We start from the raw sequence: 18,202 nt of genomic DNA on the forward strand, positions 1-18,202 counted from the left end.
GCTGCACCATGTTCTTGCGACAATTTGTAAATAATAATAACGCCGCCGTGGTGGAGATGAGCAGGGCCGATTTTCTCAAGGCTAACCTGCGCCTGATCCTGGCCTGGCCCTTGCTGGGCCTGATCCTGTGCGCGGTATTGTGGACGGCCACCTTGCTGCAGCTGGAAGCGGAAAAGAAGGTGGCGCAGCAGCAGGCGCTCGACAGCGTGTCTTCCTTGTCGAAAGCATATGGCCAGTATCTGCTGCGCACGCTGGAGCAGATGGACCAGCTGACCTTGCAGCTCAAGTATGAATGGGAAAACTCGCGCGGCCAGCTGCGCCTCGATCAATTGAAGACGCAGGGCATGTATGCCTTGCCGCAATTTGCCATCGTCGCCATCCTCGACCGCAAGGGCCATCCCGTGACGGCCACGGCGCCGTTGCAGCGTTTGCGCGTCAACGAGCGCAGCGATTTCCTGTTGCGCCACTGGCGCAGCAATTCCAGCGCGCTGCGCATCGCGCTGGGGAGGGCCAGCGAGGCGGCCCCGTCAGCGCCGGGCGCCGGCGAAAGCCTCGTGCATTTCACGCGCCGGCTGGAAGACGAGGATGGCAACTTCGACGGCGTGCTGCTCATTTCCATCCATTCCAGCTATTTTTCCGAATTCTATAACAGTGTCAATTTTGGCAAGTTCGGCATGTCGGCCATGGTGGGCGAAGAGGGCGAGCTGTTCAGCACGCGCCTGGGCTCGCGCGTGCTGCCAACGCAGAGCGGCCAGGGCACGCCGTTTCTCGATACCAGCTTCCTGGAAACGGAGAGCGGCGCCCTGCATTCGGGCGGCAGGATAGCTTTTTCCGACAAGCAAAATCGCTATGTGGGCTGGCAGGCGCTGAAAGCCTATCCGTTTACGGCCGTGGTCGGACTGTCGGACGGTGAAATGCTGCATCCCTACGAGGAAACGCGCACGATCTATCTCGGCATCGCCCTGGCCGTCACCGTGCTGCTGCTGGCCTTTGCCGCCGTCGCCACCGTGCTGTCGCTGCGCCTGGCGTGGCGCCACCACCAGTCCGAAGGCGTGCGCAATGCCTACCGCATGGCCACCGAAGGCACGAGCGACGGCTTTTATATCATCGCCGCCCTGCGCGGCACGGATGGCAGCATCCTCGACTTCGAGATCGTCGACTGCAACGAGCCGGGCGCCGGCTACTTCGGCGTGCGCCGCGAACAGTTGCTGGGCATGCGCCTGCAGTCGCGCGCCCACGAGCCGTATTTCCGCGACTTGATCCATAATTACCGGGCCGCCATGGTCTCCGGTTTTTCCGAGGAAGAGATCGAATTGCCAGAAGGCAACCCATTCAAGCTGCGCTGGATACGCCGGCGCCTGGTGCGCAGCGGCGACCGCCTGGCTGTCACCCTGCAAGACATCAGCACGGCCAAGGAGCACGAGCGCGACTTGCGCCGCCTGGCCAATGAGGACGGCTTGACGGGCTTGCCCAACCGCTACTGGCTGCAGCAATTCCTGCCCGGCGCCCTGGGCCGCGCCGCCATCGCGCGGCACATGCTGGCGCTGCTGTTCATCGACCTGGACGGCTTCAAGGATATCAACGACACGCAGGGCCACGCGGAGGGCGACAAGGTGCTGCGCGCCGCCTCCTTGCGCCTGAAGGCCGTGCTGCGGCCGGGCGACCACGTGGTGCGCCTGGGCGGCGACGAATTCGTCGTCGTGCTCGACCCGGTGGAGGACGACAGCCGCGCCGAGCAGGTGGCGCAGCGCATCGCCATCGCCTTCGACGAACCGTTTTACCTGGGCAGCGAACGCCACAAGATGGGCGCCTCGATCGGCATCAGCCTGTATCCGCGCGATGGCGCCGAGACGGAAGTGCTGCTGAAGAACGCCGATATCGCCATGTATGCCGTGAAAGTGGCGGGCAAGGGCCATCACCGCTTTTTCCAGCCGGAATTGTTCGAAACCATCCGCAACCGCCGCGAACTGGAGCAAAGCCTGGTGGCGGCGCTGGAGCAGGATCAGTTCCTCGTCGTCTACCAGCCGAGGGTCGACGCCATGAGCGGGCAGCTGTGCAGCATGGAGGCGCTGGTGCGCTGGCACCATCCGCAGCACGGCATGGTGCCGCCGCTGGAATTCATTCCCGTGGCCGAGAGCAGCGGCCTGATTTCCCAGCTGGGCGAAGTCGTCATCGAAAAGGTGTGCCTGCAGATGGCGCGCTGGCAAGCCAGCGGACTGGAGCTGGTGCCCGTGTCCATCAACGTCTCGGCGCGCCAGTTCGGCCGTGGCGACGTGCACCAGGTGCTGGCGTCCGCGCTGACGCGCCACCGCATCGATGCGCGCCTGATCGAGGTGGAAATCACGGAATCGGCCATGATGGATGAACAGAACCGCGCCGTGGAGCAGTTGTCCGCCATCCGCGCGCTGGGCGTGCGCCTGCTGGTCGACGATTTCGGCACCGGCTATTCCTCGCTGTCGCAGCTGCAGAAGTTCGCCATGGATGGCTTGAAGATCGACCGCGCCTTCACCATGGAGCTGGGCCGCTCGGAGCAGGGCGAAGTGTTCGTGCGCGCCATCCTGTCGATGGCGCATGCGCTGGGCATGAGCGTGGTGGCCGAAGGGGTAGAGACGCGCGAGCAGCTCGACATCCTGCGCACCCTGCAATGCAATGAGGTGCAGGGCTATTTCATCTCGCGCCCCGTGCCGGCGGAACAGATGCTGTCGCTGATGCATCAGCGCTTTCTGATACCGCTGCCAGCCCCTGCCTTGGCACTGTAGAAGGTCGTATGCGCAGGAAAAACAACGCCGTTTCATAAAAAGAGCGAACGTTCGCTTTTTTCTAAAAAATATTATATGCTTCGCTCATGCCGTCAGTGAATTGGAGTTCACGGCGGCAAGAAAAGTGCAAGACGGGGCAGCTGGATATGCCCGCGATAGTGTGCCGAAGACAATTTCATATAATAAAGAGAGACCAACTTGAAACATAAATATCTGCCCCTCCTGATCGTTGCCGCATTCGCCGGCATTTCCTCCACCGCACAAGCATCGGGCTACCGTTTCGGCTCGCAAAGTGTTTCCGCCCAGGGCACGGCCGATGCCAGCGGCGCCGAAGCGGCCGACGCATCGACCATTTTCTACAACCCGGCCGGCCTGTCGCGCCTGGAAGGCACGCAATTCGTTGGCGGCGGTACTTTGGTGGTACCGCATTCGACCTACACGGATGCGGGTTCGAAGCCTTTCTTCCCTGGTAATCGCACGCCGTACGCGGCCACCAAGGACTATGCGCCGGACGCCGTATTCGCGCCTGCGCTGTACGCCAGCAAGAAAATCAATGACCAGTGGACCGTCGGTGCCGGCCTGTTCGTGCCGTATGGCGCCAAGCTCGACTACGGCAATGACTGGTATGGCCGCTACGCGATCACCAATATCAAGCTCGAAGCCATCGCCCTGAATCCTTCCGTGTCGTTCAAGCTGGACCAGCACCACTCGTTCGGTTTCGGCATCACGGCTGAATACATGAAGGCGGAACTGGGCCAGGGCGTGGACGTGCCGGGTTCGGTTGCCTTCCTGGGCAAGTTCGCGCCTAGCGCATCGCAGGCATTCCTGGCCAATATCGCCAAGACCCAGGGCCTGGCCGCCGCGCAAGCTGCGGGCGCGGCGTTGCAGGGCCAAATCAAGGATGGCCATGCGTCGATGGATGGCCATGACTGGGGCTTTGGCTTCAATCTCGGCTATCTGTACCAGCTGAACGAAGGCACGCGCTTCGGTATCGCCTACCGCTCGTCGATTTCGCACAAGCTCAAAGGCAGCACCATCTGGGATTTCTCGCAAGTGACGAGCAATCCTGCCGTGAACGGCTTCATCGCCAAGGCCTCGAACAAGGTCAATTCCGAGGCGCTGGTGGAACTGCGCACGCCGGAAACCCTGTCGATCAATGCCTTCCACCAGATGGATGATCGTTGGGCCTTGATGGGCGACGTCACCTGGACCCGCACTTCGCGCCTGCAGAACCTGGACATCCAGTTCCCGCCGACGGCCGAAGGCGCCGAGCGCATCCGCCAGAACTGGAAAGATACCTATCGCGTCTCGCTGGGCACCAACTACAAGTACAGCGAAAACCTGCTGTTGCGCGCCGGTATCGCCCACGACCAGGCGCCAGTACGCAGTGCCGAACTGCGCCACCCGGCCTTGCCGGACAGCGACCGCATGCAGTACTCGATCGGCGCGAACTGGAAGCTGAACGCCAATTCCTCGATCGACCTGGCGTACAGCTATATCGACTTCAAGGACGCCAGTGTCAACTACACGAATGACTGCTCGCCTGTCAAAACTGGCTGCACCGGCAACGGTGAAACCACCAAGGGCCTGTTCAAGACCCGCATGCAGTTGATCGGTCTCGCTTATAACTACAAGTTCTAAGCAGGTAGTGGCGGCCAACCCGGCCGCCATGAAAGAAAAAAAGCGCCTTCGGGCGCTTTTTTTTGGGTGTCACGATTGTCAATTAATCCCTGGCGCGCATGGCCTGGTCCAGCAGGGTCAAGGCCAGCCGCACGCTGTCGTCGGGCAGTTCCAGCAACTGGTCTCCCACATACCATTCCACCACGCTGTGCCCGGGGAGGGCTGCGTGGCTGGCGCGGCTGAACAGCCAGATGCCGTGGTCGGCGGCCACCTGGTTGCGGATGGCGACGGCCCGTTCGCGCGAGACGGGCAAGTGCAGGTGCAGCATGTTCGCTTGCGGACTGGCAGGATTGACGGCAATGGCCGGGAAGTCGCGCAGCATCGCGTACAGCCACTGCGTGCGCGCAAAATACCGCGGCATGGCGGCGAGGCGCGCATCGAACTGCATGGCGGCGGCCACCACCCAGGGCGTGCGGTGCACGATATTGCCGCCCTGGCGACGGAACCATTCGCGCGCCCGTTCGACGAACGGCCGGCTGCCGGCCAGCATGGCGCCACCGAGGCCGCCGATGCCTTTGTACAGCGACACGTAGACGGAGTCAAAACCATCGCAGATGGCGGGCAGGGACTGGCCGAAACCCGCTTGCGCCTCCCACAGGCGCGCGCCATCCATGTGCAGGTGAATATTGTGCTCGCGGCAGTGCTGCTTGATCTGGCTCAAGTCTTCCCAGGAAGGGCACTGGCCGCCGATCTCTCGCATCGGCAGTTCCAGCTGCGCGGCGCCCAGATGATCGGGCACGGCGCGCAAGTCGTCCACCGTCCAAGGGCGGTGCGGGTCGCCGATCATCAAACCCTTGAAATGATCGAGCAATTCATGGTTGCCCCGCTCGTGGCGCAGGATGTGCGAGGTGGGATGCAGCGCCACCAGGCGCGAGCCCCGGTCCTGGCACGCCAGGCGCAGGGCCGTGACCTGCGTCATGGTGCCCGTGATGCAGAACACGGCCGCCTCGAAACCGAGCAGGCTGGCGATCTTGTTCTCGAACTGTTCGATCAGCGCGCCTTCGCCGTAGGTATCGTGCGCAACATCGTTGGCGTCGCACCAGGCGGCCATGGCGGCGAAGGTGGCGCTTGGGGCGGGCTGGCGGTGGCCGGGCAGGACGGTATGGCAGCGCTGGCGCAGTTCGAGTTCGGTCACGGTGGTTTCCTTACAGGGTGGCCGTGGCCAGTTTCGCGCCGAAGCCGATGAACATGGCGCCCACGCCGCCGCCCATGCCGGCCGACAGGCGGCGACGGCGGCGGAAGGTCTCGGCCAGGCGCGCGCCGACAAAAATGATGGCCGTCAGGTAGGTAAAGCTGATCACCTGGCAGATCAGGCCCAGGCCGATGAAGGACAGCACGGGATTCGGGAAGGCCGGGTCGACGAACTGGATGAAGAAGGAAATGAAGAACAAAATGGCCTTCGGGTTCATCAGGCTGATGATCAGCGCCTTGCGGAATGGGTCGCTTTCCTTGACGGGGGCAGGGACGGCCGCCGCTTCGCCTTCGGCCGGTGCCGGCGCGCGCAGCTTGCGCCAGCAGCCGATCAGCATCTGCAGGCCGATCCAGCCCAGGTAGGCCGCGCCGATGTATTTCACCACGTAGAACAGGGCCGGGCTGGCTTTCAGCAGGGAGGCCACGCCGCAGGCCGACAGCACCATCAGTATCAGGTCGCCGGCGAAGATGCCGAAGGCGCCCTGGTAGGCGGGACGCACGCCGCGCTGGGCGGCCACCGACAGCACATACATGGAATTGGGACCGGGCAGGATGACGATGAAGATGGTCCCCAATAAAAAGGTCCAGAAATCGGTGATGCCCAGGTTGGCGTGGAAAAGTGCGTTCATGGCTGTTTTTGCTTAGTTGATCTGTACGTTGTGAAATTGCAGTGCGGCAAGGTTCGCATAGATGCCTTTCATTGCGACCAGCGACGCATGCGTGCCCGTCTCGACGATCTTGCCGTCTTCCATGACGATGATGCGGTCGGCCCGCTGCACGGTGGCCAGGCGGTGGGCGATGATGACCGTGGTGCGGCCCACCATGGCCGCTTCCAGCGCCTTTTGCACCAGGCGTTCCGATTCCGCGTCCAGCGCGCTGGTGGCTTCATCGAGCAGCAGCAGCGGCGGGTTTTTCAGCAGGGCGCGGGCGATGGCGATGCGCTGGCGCTGGCCGCCGGACAGGCGCACGCCCCGTTCGCCGAGGAAGGATTTGTAGCCGTTCGGCAGGCGCTCGATGAATTCGTGGGCGGCCGCCATTTTCGCCGCCGCGATCACTTCCTCGTCGCTGGCGCCGGCGCGGCCGTAGCGGATGTTTTCCATGGCGTCGGCCGAGAAAATCACGGTATCCTGCGGCACGATGCCGATGGCGTCGCGCAGGGTGTGCAAGTCCAGCTGCTTGATATCCACGCCATCGAGGCGGATGCTGCCGCTTTGCGGGTCATAGAAGCGCAGGAACAGCTGGAACAGGGTGGTCTTGCCGGCGCCGGAAGGGCCGACGACGGCCACCGTTTCGCCGGCGTGGATGTCGAGGCTGACGTGGTCCAGCGCGTGGGTGTCCGGGCGCGACGGGTAGGAGAACATGACATTGTCCAATGTCAAGGCGGCGCCGGTCGCGGCGCGCGCGGGCAGCGGCAGCGGCGTGGCCGGCGAGGCGATTTCCGATTTGACGGCCATCAGTTCCAGCAGGCGCTCGGTGGCGCCGGCGGCGCGCTGCGCTTCGCCCATCACCTCGGACAGGGCGCCGATGGCGCCGGCCACGATGGAGGCGTACAGGATGAACTGGCCCAGGTCGCCGCCCGTCATCGAGCCTTCCAGCACGGCGCGCGCGCCCAGCCACAGCACGAAGACGATGGTGCCGAAGACCAGCAAAATCGCGATCATGGTCAAGAGGGCGCGGGCGCGGATGCGGCGCATGGCCGTCATGAAGGCGCCTTCGACGGAGTCGCCAAAGCGTTTCGATTCGATTTTCTCGTGCGTGAACGCTTGCACGGTGGGCATGGCGTTGAGGATTTCGCCGGCCATGGCCGACGCGTCGGCGATGCGGTCCTGCGAGTCGCGCGACAGCTTGCGCACCTTGCGGCCAAACACGATGATGGGCACGACGACGAGAATCAGGAGGCCGATGATGATGCCCGCCAGCTTGGCGCTGGTGACGAACAGCATCACCAGGCCGCCCAGGAACAGCAGCACATTGCGCAGCGCCATGGAGATGCTGGTGCCGACGACGGCCTGGATCAGGGTCGTGTCGGTGGTGATGCGCGACAGGACTTCGCCCGTCTGCGTGGTTTCAAAGAATTCGGGGCTTTGCGTGACGACGTGGCGGTACACGGCGCTGCGGATGTCGGCCGTGACGCGCTCGCCCAGCCACGACACCGTGTAAAAGCGCGCGGCCGTGGCCAGCGCCAGGATGGACGCCACGCCGAACAGGGCGAGGAAGACCAGGTCGACGTGCTGGATGCTCTTCGAGCCGGCCGCGCTGCCGAAGCCGAGGTCGATCATCTGCTTGAACGCGGCGGGAATGGCCAGGGTGGAGGCGGCGGCCACCACCAGCGCGATACCGGCCAGGAAGAACTGCTTGCGGTACGGCGTCAAAAAGGGCATCAAGCCCTTGAATGCGGCCAGGCTGCCTTTTTTCAGTTCGCGGCTGGTGCCGGTGTCGGGAGTCGGTGCGGTGCTTGCTGTACTGGTACTGCCTGTTTCTGTGCTGGTTGTCATTGTTTTTCGCTTTGATTTACTTTTTGCTTGTCCGGGGTCAGTCCCGACGGGTCTGACCCCGGCATTTTATGCATTGCTTATAACTTCATCGGCTGGACGTAGCCCGTCATTTCCAGGTAGGCGCGGCCCACGGGCTGGCCGTCGCGCTCCACCGTCACGGCGCCTTCCCAGTACACGGCGCCCGTCGAGCGGCGCGAATCGAGTTCCTGGTCCGCTTGCAGCGGCTTGATCTGCCAGCGCGTCGCGCCCGTGCGGATCTCGGTGGCGACCGGGTATTCGGCTTGCGTGCGGGGCGAACGCCAAAGCTGCGTGGGCGTGAAATCGACGTCGCCAGGGGCGAACTGCGTCATCTTACCGGACGCGTCGCGCCATGTCGCGTGCGCCCATAGTTTAGCACCTGTCTTGCTGCGGATCTGGAAGGCCATCAGGGCGCCGCCGTCGTCGAGGTTGGCGCCTATCCAGTTCCAGCCGCTGGCGTCCGCATCGAGCACCTGGCTGGACCACTCGTGATCGAGCCAGGTGGCGCCCGTCACGGCTTCCGGCTTGCCGCCCGCGCGCGCGATCGAGCCCGTCGTGCGCAGCTGCGGCTTGCTGTAGTAGTAACTCGATTGCGCGGGCCGCGCGCCCTTGCGCGAGTAGCCGCCAACGCCCTGCAGCAGCACGGGCTGGGTGGGCGCGAGGGTCAGCTGCAGGTTGAATTCGCGCGCGGCCAGGCTGACCCGGTAGCTGCCATCCGCCTGCCGCTGCATGCGCCAGTCGTCGAGCTTTACGTCCGTGTCGCCCACCTTGGCGTAGGCCAGGCCGAAACCCTCGCGCGCGCTTTTCTCGTCGTGCAGCAGCTTGCCCACCTTGGGATCGGACAGGGCCGCATGGCCGATGATCAGCTGTTTCGGCGCAAACGCGCTGGGGTTGTCCGTATCGGTGGCCGTGGCGCTGCGAAAGAAGGTCACCTGGTAGCCCAGCTGCTCGCCGCCGGCCGTTTTGACCCATCCCGTGGCGTACCACCATTCCGTTTTATACGCGGGATGGGCGCCGAAGTCGTGCGGCAGGCGCAGGGTCTGGCCGGCCGGCAGCGGCGTGACGGGGGCAAAGGCAGGCGGCGCGGCCAGCGCAGGTAGCGCCAGCGCCAATGACAAGATGAAAACACGACGCATTACCAGTCCTCCCTGACGGCGCGGATGGGGCCAGCGGACAAGGCTTGTCTGCCCGCGATCAGCGCCGTGGCGGCCGCCGCCGTCAGCAGGGCGCCGGCCACGGTGGCGATCAAGGGCCACGGCAAGTGCAGCTGCATGGTCCAGTGGAACGATTGCGGATTGACGATGAAGACGAGCACAAAGCTGATCAGCAGGCCCAGGATGAAACCGGTGGCAATGCCCAGCGCCGTCAGCGCGCCGCCTTCGAGCGCCAGGATGGACAAAATCTGCCCGCGCGTCACGCCCACGTGGCGCAGCATGCCGAATTCGCGGGCGCGCGCCAGGGTTTGCGCGGAAAACGTGGCGGCCACGCCGAACAGGCCGATGACGATGGCGATGGCTTCCAGCAAATACGTGACGGCGAAGCTGCGGTCGAAGATCTGCAGGCTCAGGGCGCGGATGGCCGACGGGTTCGACACTTCCAGGCTGGCGCCGAACGGCAGCGCTTTCAGGCGCTGTTGCAGCGCGTCGCCCGTGGCGTCCTTGGCCAGCCACAGGGCGGCGTCGCTGACATCGAGGTCGCCCGTCAGCGCGCGGTAGTCGTCCAGCGGCATCTGGATGGCGCCGGAAGAGCGTGCATAGTCGCGCCAGATGCCGGCGATGAAGAACTTGTGCAAGCCGCCTGCCAGCGGCAGGGCTATCTGCTGGCCCGGTTTGACGTTGTACAGGTCGGCCGCCGCCTCCGACAGCCACACGGGCCGGCTACCTGCCGGCACGGGCAGGGTGTCACCCACCAGTACCATGCTCTTGCCCGGATCGGACAGCAGGATCGGGCGCGCCAGCAGCATCACATTCGGACGGTCGGGCGCCAGCGACAGCGAGCGCAGGCGCTGGAAATCCACCCTGGCCACTTCGGGCAGGGCGGTGATGCTGGCCTGTTCGCGTGGATTCAAGCCTGCCGTGCCGCCGCTGGCGGCCGTGCGCGCGTACACGTCGGCCGGCAAGATCTGCAGCAGCCAGTCGTCGACGGAAACGCGGAAACTCGACACCATGATGGCCATCGCCACCATCAGGCTAAAACTCGACAGCACGCCGCCGAGGGCGATGCCCGCCTGGCCCGAGGCGTTCGCCAGGCGGGCCAGGGTCAGGCTGCGCACGGGCGCATGCAGGCTGGTCTCCGTGCGCAGCCAGGCGCGCTGCAGGAAGCGGAAGACGACGGCGGCCAGTTGCGGCATCAGGGCGATGGCGCCGATCAGCAGCAGCGCGATGGACAGATAGCCGAACAGGGGCAGCTCGAACACGGGCGGCAGGAACGTCAGGGCGCCGGCCAGCAGCAGGCAGACCAGCGCGGGCCAGGTTTTCGCCAGGCGCGTCGTCACGACTTCCTCGCTGCCCGATTTCAGGGCGATGGCGGGCGCCGCGCGCGCCGCTTCCAGCGCGGGCGCGGCGCAGCCCAGCAAGGCGACGCCGAGGCCGAGGATGAAGTAGACGAAGGCGGCGACGGGCGTGAATTGCACCTGCGGCTGCACGCCCGCGAAATAGCCGGCGCCCAGGTCGCCGCCGAAGAAGCGCAGGGCCACGGCCGCCATGGCGTAGCCGCCCGCGATGCCCAGGCCGGCGCCGACGACGCCGAGGCTGGCGCCTTCCAGCAGCACCTGGCGCAGCAGCCGGCCCCGTTCCATGCCCAGCACGCGCAGCAGCGCGAACTGGCCGCGGCGGCGGATGACGGACAGCGCCTGCGTGGAAAACACGAGGAACGCCCCCGTAAACAGGGCGACGAGGGCCAGCACCGTCAGGTTGACCCGGTAGGCGCGGCTGAGGTTATTGTTGCGGCTATTCTGGTTTTCGTCATTTGGCTGGCCCACCTGGAAGCGCCCCGGGTACTGTGCTTCCAGCGCCCGCGCCAGTTCGGCCTGGAAGGCGTCGCGGTTGACGCCCTGGCGCAGTTTCAGGTCGATGCGCGACAGCTTGCCCAGCTTGTTGAAGCGCCATTGCGCCGCGCCGATATCCATTACGGCGATGCGCTGGCCGGCGCGCGCGCGCTGCAGCGAACCGGCCACGCGCAGCGGCACCGTGCCCGTGCCCGATTGCAGGGCGACCTCGCCGCCTTGGGCTACATTGAGCCAGCGCAAGGCGGCCGGCGACAAAAAGACGGCGTCGTCGGCCAGGGTGTCGAAAGGCTGGCCTTCGGCCGGCGCGCCGATCAGGTCGGGCGAGATGAAGCCGGCGCGGAAGACGTCGAGCGCCAGGATGTGCAGCGGGCCGCCATCCTTCTTGCCCGCCACCGTGGCCTGCAGTTCCAGCACGGGCGAAGCGACAGCCACGCCGTCGCGCTGCGCCAGCCATGGGTAGATGGCTTCATCGAACAGCGCTTCGCGCCCGGCCACCTGCACGTCGGCCTGGCCGGACAGGCTTTTGACGGCCGTGGAAAATTCATTGAAGGCGGCCGCGTTGATCAGGTGGATGGCAAAGCCCAGCGATACGCCGATGGCGATGGCCAGGATGGCGACGAGGGCGCGCACGGGATGCGCGCGCCATTCGCCCAGCAGCAGCCAGCGAGAAAGCAGGCGCGTGCCCGCAGGATCGGCTGCCGGCGCACTCAATGCAGGCATTCGACGGCCAGGCGTTCGCCGGCGCGCCGTGCTTTCAATTGCGCCGCATCGCGGTTCTTGTCGCCCGCGCCGACGGCGTCCTGCGCCGCCCATTTCTGTTCCAGGCGCAGCTGCGCGCAGTGCTTCTCGTGGACTTCCTGCTGCCTGGCGCCCCGTTCGCGCGCCTGGTCTTCCAGCTGCTCCTGCTTCTTGCGCGCCGCTTCCATCTGGCTGGCCACCCGTTCCTGGCGCGTGGCCGCGCCCTTGTCGACGGCGGGCGGCGGCGGGGGGATTTCCAGGATTTGCAGCTGGCCGGCCGTGCAGGGCGTGGCGCTATAGCTGCTCTGGCCATCCTTCACGCACTTGTAGACGTCCTGCGCACTGGCGGAACCGGCCAGCAAGGCCATGGCGCATAGCAGGAGGGACGACGGCTTCACAATATCTTCCCCGGATTCATGATGTTCTGCGGGTCCAGCGCCTGCTTCACGGCGCGCATCAGCTGCAATTCCAGCGGCGACTTGTAGTGCGCGAGATCGGCCTTTTTCAGCGCGCCGATGCCGTGTTCGGCCGAAATCGAGCCCCCAAAAGCGTGCACCTGGTCATGCACGATGCGGTTGATCGCATCCTGGTTGGCGAGGAAATCCTGGTCCGTCATGCCGGCTGGCGGCGCCACGTTGTAATGCAGGTTGCCGTCGCCCAGGTGGCCGAAGCACACGAGCTGGCAACCGGGGAAGGCTGATTCCAGGGCCGCATCCGTGATGGCGATGAAATCGGCGATGCGGGAGATGGGCAGCGAGATGTCGTGCTTGATGTTCTTGCCCGCCTGCGCCTGCGCCAGCGGGATGTGTTCGCGCAGCTGCCACAGTCCCTCGGACTGCGCCACGGAACTGGCGACGACGGCGTCTTCGATCAATTCGTCTTCCAGGGCCGCACCGATGCTCGCTTCCAGCAATTCCACGGCATGCGCCTCGGACTGGCTGCTGGACAATTCGAGCAGCACATATTGGCCGTGCGCGTCGGCGAATGGGCGCGGCAGCTGCGGGAACTGCTCCGCCACCAGCTGCAGGCAATACTGCGACATCAGTTCAAAACCCGTCAGGCTGGCGCCGCAATGGTCCTGCATCAGCGAGAGCAGGCGCAGCGCGTGGGCGGGCGAGGGCATGGCGGCCAGCGCCGTGATGCAGGCTTTCGGCTGCGGGTACAGCTTCATCACGGCGCCCGTGATCACGCCCAGGGTGCCCTCGGCGCCGATGTACAGGTCGCGCAAATCGTAGCCCGTGTTGTCCTTGCGCAAGCCGCGCAAGCCGCTCCAGATCTCGCCCTGCGGCGTGACCACTTCCAGGCCCAGGCACAGCTCGCGCGTGTTGCCGTAGCGCAGCACGGCCGTGCCGCCCGCATTCGTCGCCAGGTTGCCGCCGATGGTGCAACTGCCTTCGGCCGCCAGCGACAGGGGGAACAGGCAACCGGCGGCGCTGGCCGCTTCCTGGATGGTTTGCAGGATGCAGCCCGCGTCCACCGTGATGGTGCGGTTGACGGGATCGAGCGCGCGGATGCCGTTCAGGCGCGCCAGCGACAGCACGATGGCCGTGCCGGCGGCGTCCGGGATGCTGCCCAGGACCAGGCCCGTGTTGCCGCCTTGCGGCACGACGGGGACGCGCCATTGCGCGCAGGCGCGCAGGATTGCTGCCACTTGCTCCACCGTGGCGGGGCGCAGCACGGCCAGGGCCTTGCCCGTGAAACGGTCGCGCCAGTCGGTGAGGAAGGGCGCCGTGTCGGCGTCCAGGGTGAGGACGTAGGCGTCGCCCAGCAGGTCGCGACAGGCGGAGAGGAAGTCGGCTTGGTCAGTCATGGGCTTGTCGTTCATTTCTTGATGCTCACTTTAGTCACTTTTTCCAGCAATTCCCTGGCCATGCGCTTGGCCGCCTTTTTATATGGGCGCAGATACAGCACGGCGCAGGCAAAATAGATGCAGACGATGGCCGCCTCGCCCCAGGCCATCCGGGCCGAGACGGGGTTCGTGTCGCTGTAGCCGCGCACCACGCCCTCCGTGAAGTACAGCAGGATCACCATCGACGACCATTGCAGGGTGTACACGTCGCGCTTGATGACGCCATACAGGGGTATGAGCAGGGGCGCCGCCTTCAGGACGACCCAGGAGCCGCCCGGCTGCAGCGGCGCGACGACGGTTTCCCACAGCACGCACCAGACGATCAGGGTGACGAGGCTGGCGATGGCGCCCCAGTGAAAATACTTGTGCAGTGCGCCGTGCATCACGCGCCCGCCAGTTTCGCGGCGTTTTCCGCCAGGCGCCGGCCCAGGGCGATGGCCAGGCGCTTTTCATCGTCGCTCAGGGCCTTGTCGCCGTCTATGCCAGACCAGTGCGTGGCGCCATACGGCGAGCCGCCCGTGGACGTCGTCATCAGTTCCGGATGCGTGTAGGGCAAGCCCATGACCAGCATGCCGTGGTGGAAGAGGGGGATCATCATCGACAGCAGGGTCGATTCCTGGCCGCCGTGCAGGCTGCCCGTGGACGTGAACACGCAGGCGGGCTTGCCGGACAGGCTGCCGGCCAGCCAGTCGCTGGCCGTGCCGTCCCAGAAGTACTTCATGGCGGCGGCCATGTTGCCGAAGCGCGTGGGCGAGCCCAGGGCCAGGCCCGCGCACTCCTGCAGGTCTTCCAGTTCCACGTAGGGCGCGCCGTCAAGGGGCACTTCGGGCGCCGTCGCTTCCGTCACCGTCGAGACGGCGGGCACGGTGCGCAGGCGGGCGTCGCAACCGGGCACGCTTTCCACTCCCTGGGCTATCAACTCGGCCAACTGGCGCGTGGCGCCATGGCGTGAATAAAACAATACGAGAATAATCAGATTGGTTGGCTTCATCATTGGTATTATAGGGCGCTTTACAGCCTGATACGACTGCTGTCATGGCGCCGTTCTGATTTTGCACATGTTTTCAAAATATATATTCCCGTTCTTCCAATACCTGTGGCGCGCCCTGAGCATCGGGCTGGCCGTCGTGCGCGGCCTGACCTGGTCCGAAACGCGCGACCTGCTGCAGTTCGCGCGCCGCCGCGTGCGCGAGGAAAGCCTGCCGCAGGTGGCCGGCAGCCTGACGTTCGCCACCGTGTTTGCGCTGGTGCCGCTGCTGACCCTGGCCCTGGCGATCTTCACCACTTTCCCGCTATTTAATACCTTCCGCCATGCGCTGGAAGATTATTTCGTGCAAAGCGTGATGCCCAAGGGCATATCGAACACCATCCTCGATTATCTGACCACGTTCGCCTCGAAGGCCACGCGATTGTCGGCCATCGGCGCGGGCGCCCTGATCGTCACGTCGGTGGGCATGATGGGTTTGATCGAGCGCGTCTTCAACCGCATCTGGCGCGTGCGCCAGGAACGCCGCTGGACCAAACGCTTGCTTGTCTACTGGGCCATCGTCACCCTGGGGCCGCTGCTGGTGGGCGTGTCGCTGACGGTGACGTCGCGCCTCTTCATGGCCACCAGCGGCGTGGTGGGCGCCGTGCCTTTCCTGGGCGCCGTGTTTTATACGCTGGTGTCGATCGGCCTGACCATGCTGGCGTTTACCCTGCTGTACATCGCCGTGCCGAACCGCGACGTGGATTGGCGCGACGCGGCCTGGGGCGGCTTGCTGGCGGCGCTGGCGTTCGAGGTGGCCAAGCGGGGCTTCGGCGAATTCATCCAGGAATTTCCCACCTATTCGCGCATCTACGGCGCACTGGCCGCCTTGCCGCTGTTCCTCGTGTGGATTTACCTCAGCTGGATGATCACCCTCGTGGGCGCCTTGCTGGTGGCCGCCTTGCCCGTCGTGAAATACGAACGCTGGTGGTATGAGGCGGCGCCGGGCAGCGAATTCGTCGACGCCGTCGCCATCTTGAAAGTGCTGCACCAGGCTTGCCACTGCGGCGATTCGGCCCTGGTGGGCGCGGCCGAGATCCGCCGCAGCACGCGCCTGGGCTTCGAAGAGATGGAAACCCTGCTCGACAAGATGGTGCAGCAGGGCTGGGTGGGACGAGTCAACGTGGAGGGCGCCGTGCGGGTGCAGTGGGGCAAGCGCGTGGCCGACAGTTCCGACCACTGGGTCTTGCTGGGCAATGTCAACCGCATCAGCCTGGCCGATGTCTACCGCTTGTTCGTCTTCGGCGGCATGCGCGTGAACTCCGGCTATCCGGCCGGCTCCACCAATGAACGCGATATCGAGGCGGCGGAAGAAGCGGCAGCCCTGGCGGCGCAGGTGGAAAACGCCGTGGAGCAGGGACTGGGCCTGACTTTGGCGCAGCATTTCGGCACCGTCAAATGCAATTGAGCGGTCTTAACTGAGCGGTCTTAGTACACCACGGGCCGCAAGGCCGCCAGCAGCGCCGCTGCCTTGAACGCGGCCGCATCCTGCGCCCGCACCACGCCCAGATAATACGTGTCTTCGCCGCCGTGCATGTTGATCAGGCGCAGCTGATGCGGCGCCAGGTGGGCGGCGATGGCGGCCAGGCCCTCGGCCATCGCGTCGCCATCCTCGCGCTCGGCCCAGGAAAAATCGCGCAGCGCGGGCAGGCCGATATGCTGGACGATGCGCGGCACTTCATCGACGGCTTTCCAGTCCAGGGTGGTGCCGTGCCCCAGCGTGTGGGCGGCCGTGGACCACAGCAGGAAGAAACAGGCCGCTGCGGGCGTGTCTCCTTCGTATTCTTCTTCCGGATCGTCCTCCGCCAGCTCTTCGAGCGTGATGTCCACGCAGCGCGCGGCCAGGTCCGCATCGCCTTGCAAGAACAGGGCGGCCATGCTGCGCAACTGCGCGCGGTCGGCCTTTGCCAGGATTTGCGTGGGCGTAAAGCTGCGGCGCCTGACGGGCTTTTTCTTGCTCAGGCCCATGGCCTCGCTCAACTGGGCCGTGATGGCCGCCTTGAAGTTTTCCACGGTGTCGAACTGTTCCAGCAGCTGGCCCGTGAAATCCATGCTCCAGGCCATGCCATCCTTGACGACATATAAAAAGTCGCTTTGCACGGCGACGCCGCGCAGATGGTGGGCGGGCGGGTACAAAGGCACAAACGCCTGCTTGCCGTCCAGGGTCAGCATGCAGGCCAGCCCTTGCGCATCGATGGCGAAGATCAGGTTCTTGCGCAGCCTGGGCGGCGACGACGTCGTGGCGCAATCGATGGCTTCGTACCGGCAGGGCGCCAGCAGCTCGCCCTGGCTATTAATCATGCCAAACAGGAAGCGGCCGGCTATGCGCTGGCTGACGATGGCGATCTTTTTCTTGGTGCCGAAATCCTGCACGGAGCTGTAGGCGGGCGGCACCACGACCTTGCCCATCTTGTCGAGCACGCCGCAGACATTGCGTTCATCATCATCGCCCGTCTGGCGCTCGATGTCGATATAGCCGTCTTCGCGCTCGCCAATGTTGTCGACCCTGTCGATGAGCAGCGTGCCGTCGGGCAGGCGCAGCAGGCGGCTGGCGCCGTCCGGTGCGATCTGCTGTACCAGGTGGGAGCTGATCACGTACAGGGCGCCGGGCGCGGGCGCCAGCACCACCGTGCCGTTCAGGTCCAGCACGCCGTGCGCGTCGGGCTTGTCCGCCGTGGCAAAGGTGATCCAGCCATCGTCCGCGTCGCTGGCGTCCAGGTGAACGAGGCCCAGCGACAGCGGCGCGATCCAGCGGCCGTACGGCGTGACGAGGCCCCGAATGTCCGGCTGTCCCGCCGCAGCCACCGCGTAGCACAGCGCGTCTTCCACCCATTCCCGCACTTCCAGGCCTTGCAGGAAGGGCAGCACATTCGCATCCAGTTCCTCGACATCGGCCAGCTGCGCGTCGGCCGTGGCCGACCAGTAGCCAATGGCGGGCGATGCAGCGCCGGCGGCCAGCAGGGGCGCCAGCGCTTCCTTGTCGCCGCGCTGCAGGGCAGAGTGCAGGGCTTGCGCTTCGGCGCGCAGCGCTTCGAGCCCGGCCGCGTATTGCGGCGTGCCGATATCGTGCGGGATCAGCTGCACGCAATCGAGGATCAGCCACGGCTGGCCCCCCGCCAGCAGGGCGCTGATGGCGGCGCGCGCGACGATGGCGGCCGCGTCGCGCGGCCTGTCCATCAGGGCGGACAAGGCTTGCCAGCTGGCCTGCGCTTGCGCCATCGGCGCGGCCAGCACGCAGGGGCAGTCTTCGCCATCGCCGTAGATGGGCCAGGCGACGGCTTGCGTGCCGGCGCCGATGAGCAGCTTGAACAGCATGGGGGTATCGAGCCGCCATTCGGCCAGGCCCGTGATCGTATCGGTGTCGAAGCCGGCCTGGCCGGGCAGGAAGGGGGTGCTGAACAGGGCTGCGGTATTGATCATTGATATTTATCTAAAAGT

At 65.4% G+C, this 18,202-nt stretch carries 13 protein-coding genes; 3 read left to right on the forward strand and 10 right to left on the reverse strand.

The window, feature by feature from the left end; all coding sequences use genetic code 11:
• Window positions 1-56 precede the first annotated feature (56 nt).
• Window positions 57-2,759, forward strand: coding sequence for a bifunctional diguanylate cyclase/phosphodiesterase (locus CLU94_RS24985; RefSeq protein WP_257218989.1), 2,703 nt, complete (start codon window positions 57-59; stop codon window positions 2,757-2,759).
• Window positions 2,760-2,957: 198 nt separating this feature from the next.
• Window positions 2,958-4,400 (forward strand): OmpP1/FadL family transporter, encoded by a 1,443-nt coding sequence (locus CLU94_RS24990; protein WP_099667624.1) that lies wholly within the window; start codon window positions 2,958-2,960, stop codon window positions 4,398-4,400.
• Window positions 4,401-4,482: 82 nt separating this feature from the next.
• Here CLU94_RS24990 and CLU94_RS24995 read toward each other — a convergent pair whose 3' ends face one another.
• The 9 genes from CLU94_RS24995 to wrbA form a co-directional block, all read right to left on the reverse strand.
• Window positions 4,483-5,574, reverse strand: coding sequence for a threonine aldolase family protein (locus tag CLU94_RS24995; protein WP_099667625.1), 1,092 nt, complete (start codon window positions 5,572-5,574; stop codon window positions 4,483-4,485).
• 10 nt (window positions 5,575-5,584) lie between these two features.
• Window positions 5,585-6,259 (reverse strand): leucine efflux protein LeuE, encoded by a 675-nt coding sequence (gene leuE, locus CLU94_RS25000; RefSeq protein WP_099667626.1) that lies wholly within the window; start codon window positions 6,257-6,259, stop codon window positions 5,585-5,587.
• 12 nt (window positions 6,260-6,271) lie between these two features.
• A complete protein-coding gene (locus tag CLU94_RS25005) occupies window positions 6,272-8,125 on the reverse strand; it encodes an ABC transporter transmembrane domain-containing protein (protein WP_099667627.1) in 1,854 nt (617 codons plus the stop codon).
• A gap of 77 nt (window positions 8,126-8,202) precedes the next feature.
• Window positions 8,203-9,279 carry a lipocalin-like domain-containing protein gene (locus tag CLU94_RS25010; protein WP_099667628.1) on the reverse strand — a complete coding sequence of 359 codons (1,077 nt, stop codon included), beginning with the start codon at window positions 9,277-9,279 and terminating at the stop codon, window positions 8,203-8,205.
• On the reverse strand, window positions 9,279-11,870 hold the full coding sequence (locus tag CLU94_RS25015; protein ID WP_099667629.1) for an FtsX-like permease family protein: 2,592 nt from the start codon (window positions 11,868-11,870) through the stop codon (window positions 9,279-9,281). Before CLU94_RS25015 ends, CLU94_RS25010 begins: the two co-directional genes overlap by 1 nt.
• Window positions 11,858-12,286 carry a DUF4124 domain-containing protein gene (locus CLU94_RS25020; RefSeq protein WP_143451534.1) on the reverse strand — a complete coding sequence of 143 codons (429 nt, stop codon included), beginning with the start codon at window positions 12,284-12,286 and terminating at the stop codon, window positions 11,858-11,860. The genes CLU94_RS25015 and CLU94_RS25020 overlap by 13 nt, the downstream gene beginning before the upstream one ends.
• Window positions 12,283-13,698, reverse strand: a complete 1,416-nt coding sequence (locus CLU94_RS25025) for an FAD-binding oxidoreductase (protein WP_180278767.1) — start codon at window positions 13,696-13,698, stop codon at window positions 12,283-12,285. The genes CLU94_RS25020 and CLU94_RS25025 overlap by 4 nt, the downstream gene beginning before the upstream one ends.
• An 11-nt stretch (window positions 13,699-13,709) precedes the next feature.
• Window positions 13,710-14,120: a DUF2069 domain-containing protein gene (locus CLU94_RS25030; protein WP_099667632.1), complete on the reverse strand. Its 411-nt coding sequence runs from the start codon at window positions 14,118-14,120 to the stop codon at window positions 13,710-13,712.
• Window positions 14,120-14,728 carry an NAD(P)H:quinone oxidoreductase gene (gene wrbA / locus CLU94_RS25035; RefSeq protein WP_099668485.1) on the reverse strand — a complete coding sequence of 203 codons (609 nt, stop codon included), beginning with the start codon at window positions 14,726-14,728 and terminating at the stop codon, window positions 14,120-14,122. Before wrbA ends, CLU94_RS25030 begins: the two co-directional genes overlap by 1 nt.
• A 67-nt stretch (window positions 14,729-14,795) precedes the next feature.
• Between wrbA and CLU94_RS25040 the strand changes: the two genes are divergently transcribed.
• The gene (locus CLU94_RS25040; RefSeq protein ID WP_099667633.1) at window positions 14,796-16,172 is read left to right on the forward strand and encodes a YihY family inner membrane protein; all 1,377 of its coding nucleotides are present in this window, start codon (window positions 14,796-14,798) and stop codon (window positions 16,170-16,172) included.
• 20 nt (window positions 16,173-16,192) lie between these two features.
• On the opposite strand, the gene CLU94_RS25045 is transcribed toward CLU94_RS25040, so the two are convergent.
• Entirely contained in the window at window positions 16,193-18,184 is a 1,992-nt protein-coding gene (locus CLU94_RS25045) for a DUF6630 family protein (protein ID WP_099667634.1), read from the reverse strand.
• Between the last annotated feature and the right edge of the window lie 18 nt (window positions 18,185-18,202).

It is taken from the genome of Janthinobacterium sp. 13 (assembly GCF_002749695.1).
Classification (GTDB): Bacteria; Pseudomonadota; Gammaproteobacteria; order Burkholderiales; family Burkholderiaceae_D; genus Janthinobacterium; species Janthinobacterium kumbetense.

Excerpts from the sequence above, each read along its gene's own strand:
- CLU94_RS24985 (WP_257218989.1), top strand. The coding sequence starts at position 57 with ATGAGCAGGGCCGATTTTCTCAAGGCTAACCTGCGCCTGATCCTGGCC.
- leuE (WP_099667626.1), bottom strand. The coding sequence starts at position 6,259 with ATGAACGCACTTTTCCACGCCAACCTGGGCATCACCGATTTCTGGACC.
- CLU94_RS25005 (WP_099667627.1), bottom strand. The coding sequence starts at position 8,125 with ATGACAACCAGCACAGAAACAGGCAGTACCAGTACAGCAAGCACCGCA.
- CLU94_RS25010 (WP_099667628.1), bottom strand. The coding sequence starts at position 9,279 with ATGCGTCGTGTTTTCATCTTGTCATTGGCGCTGGCGCTACCTGCGCTG.
- CLU94_RS25015 (WP_099667629.1), bottom strand. The coding sequence starts at position 11,870 with ATGCCTGCATTGAGTGCGCCGGCAGCCGATCCTGCGGGCACGCGCCTG.
- CLU94_RS25025 (WP_180278767.1), bottom strand. The coding sequence starts at position 13,698 with ATGACTGACCAAGCCGACTTCCTCTCCGCCTGTCGCGACCTGCTGGGC.
- CLU94_RS25030 (WP_099667632.1), bottom strand. The coding sequence starts at position 14,120 with ATGCACGGCGCACTGCACAAGTATTTTCACTGGGGCGCCATCGCCAGC.
- wrbA (WP_099668485.1), bottom strand. The coding sequence starts at position 14,728 with ATGAAGCCAACCAATCTGATTATTCTCGTATTGTTTTATTCACGCCAT.
- CLU94_RS25040 (WP_099667633.1), top strand. The coding sequence starts at position 14,796 with ATGTTTTCAAAATATATATTCCCGTTCTTCCAATACCTGTGGCGCGCC.
- CLU94_RS25045 (WP_099667634.1), bottom strand. The coding sequence starts at position 18,184 with ATGATCAATACCGCAGCCCTGTTCAGCACCCCCTTCCTGCCCGGCCAG.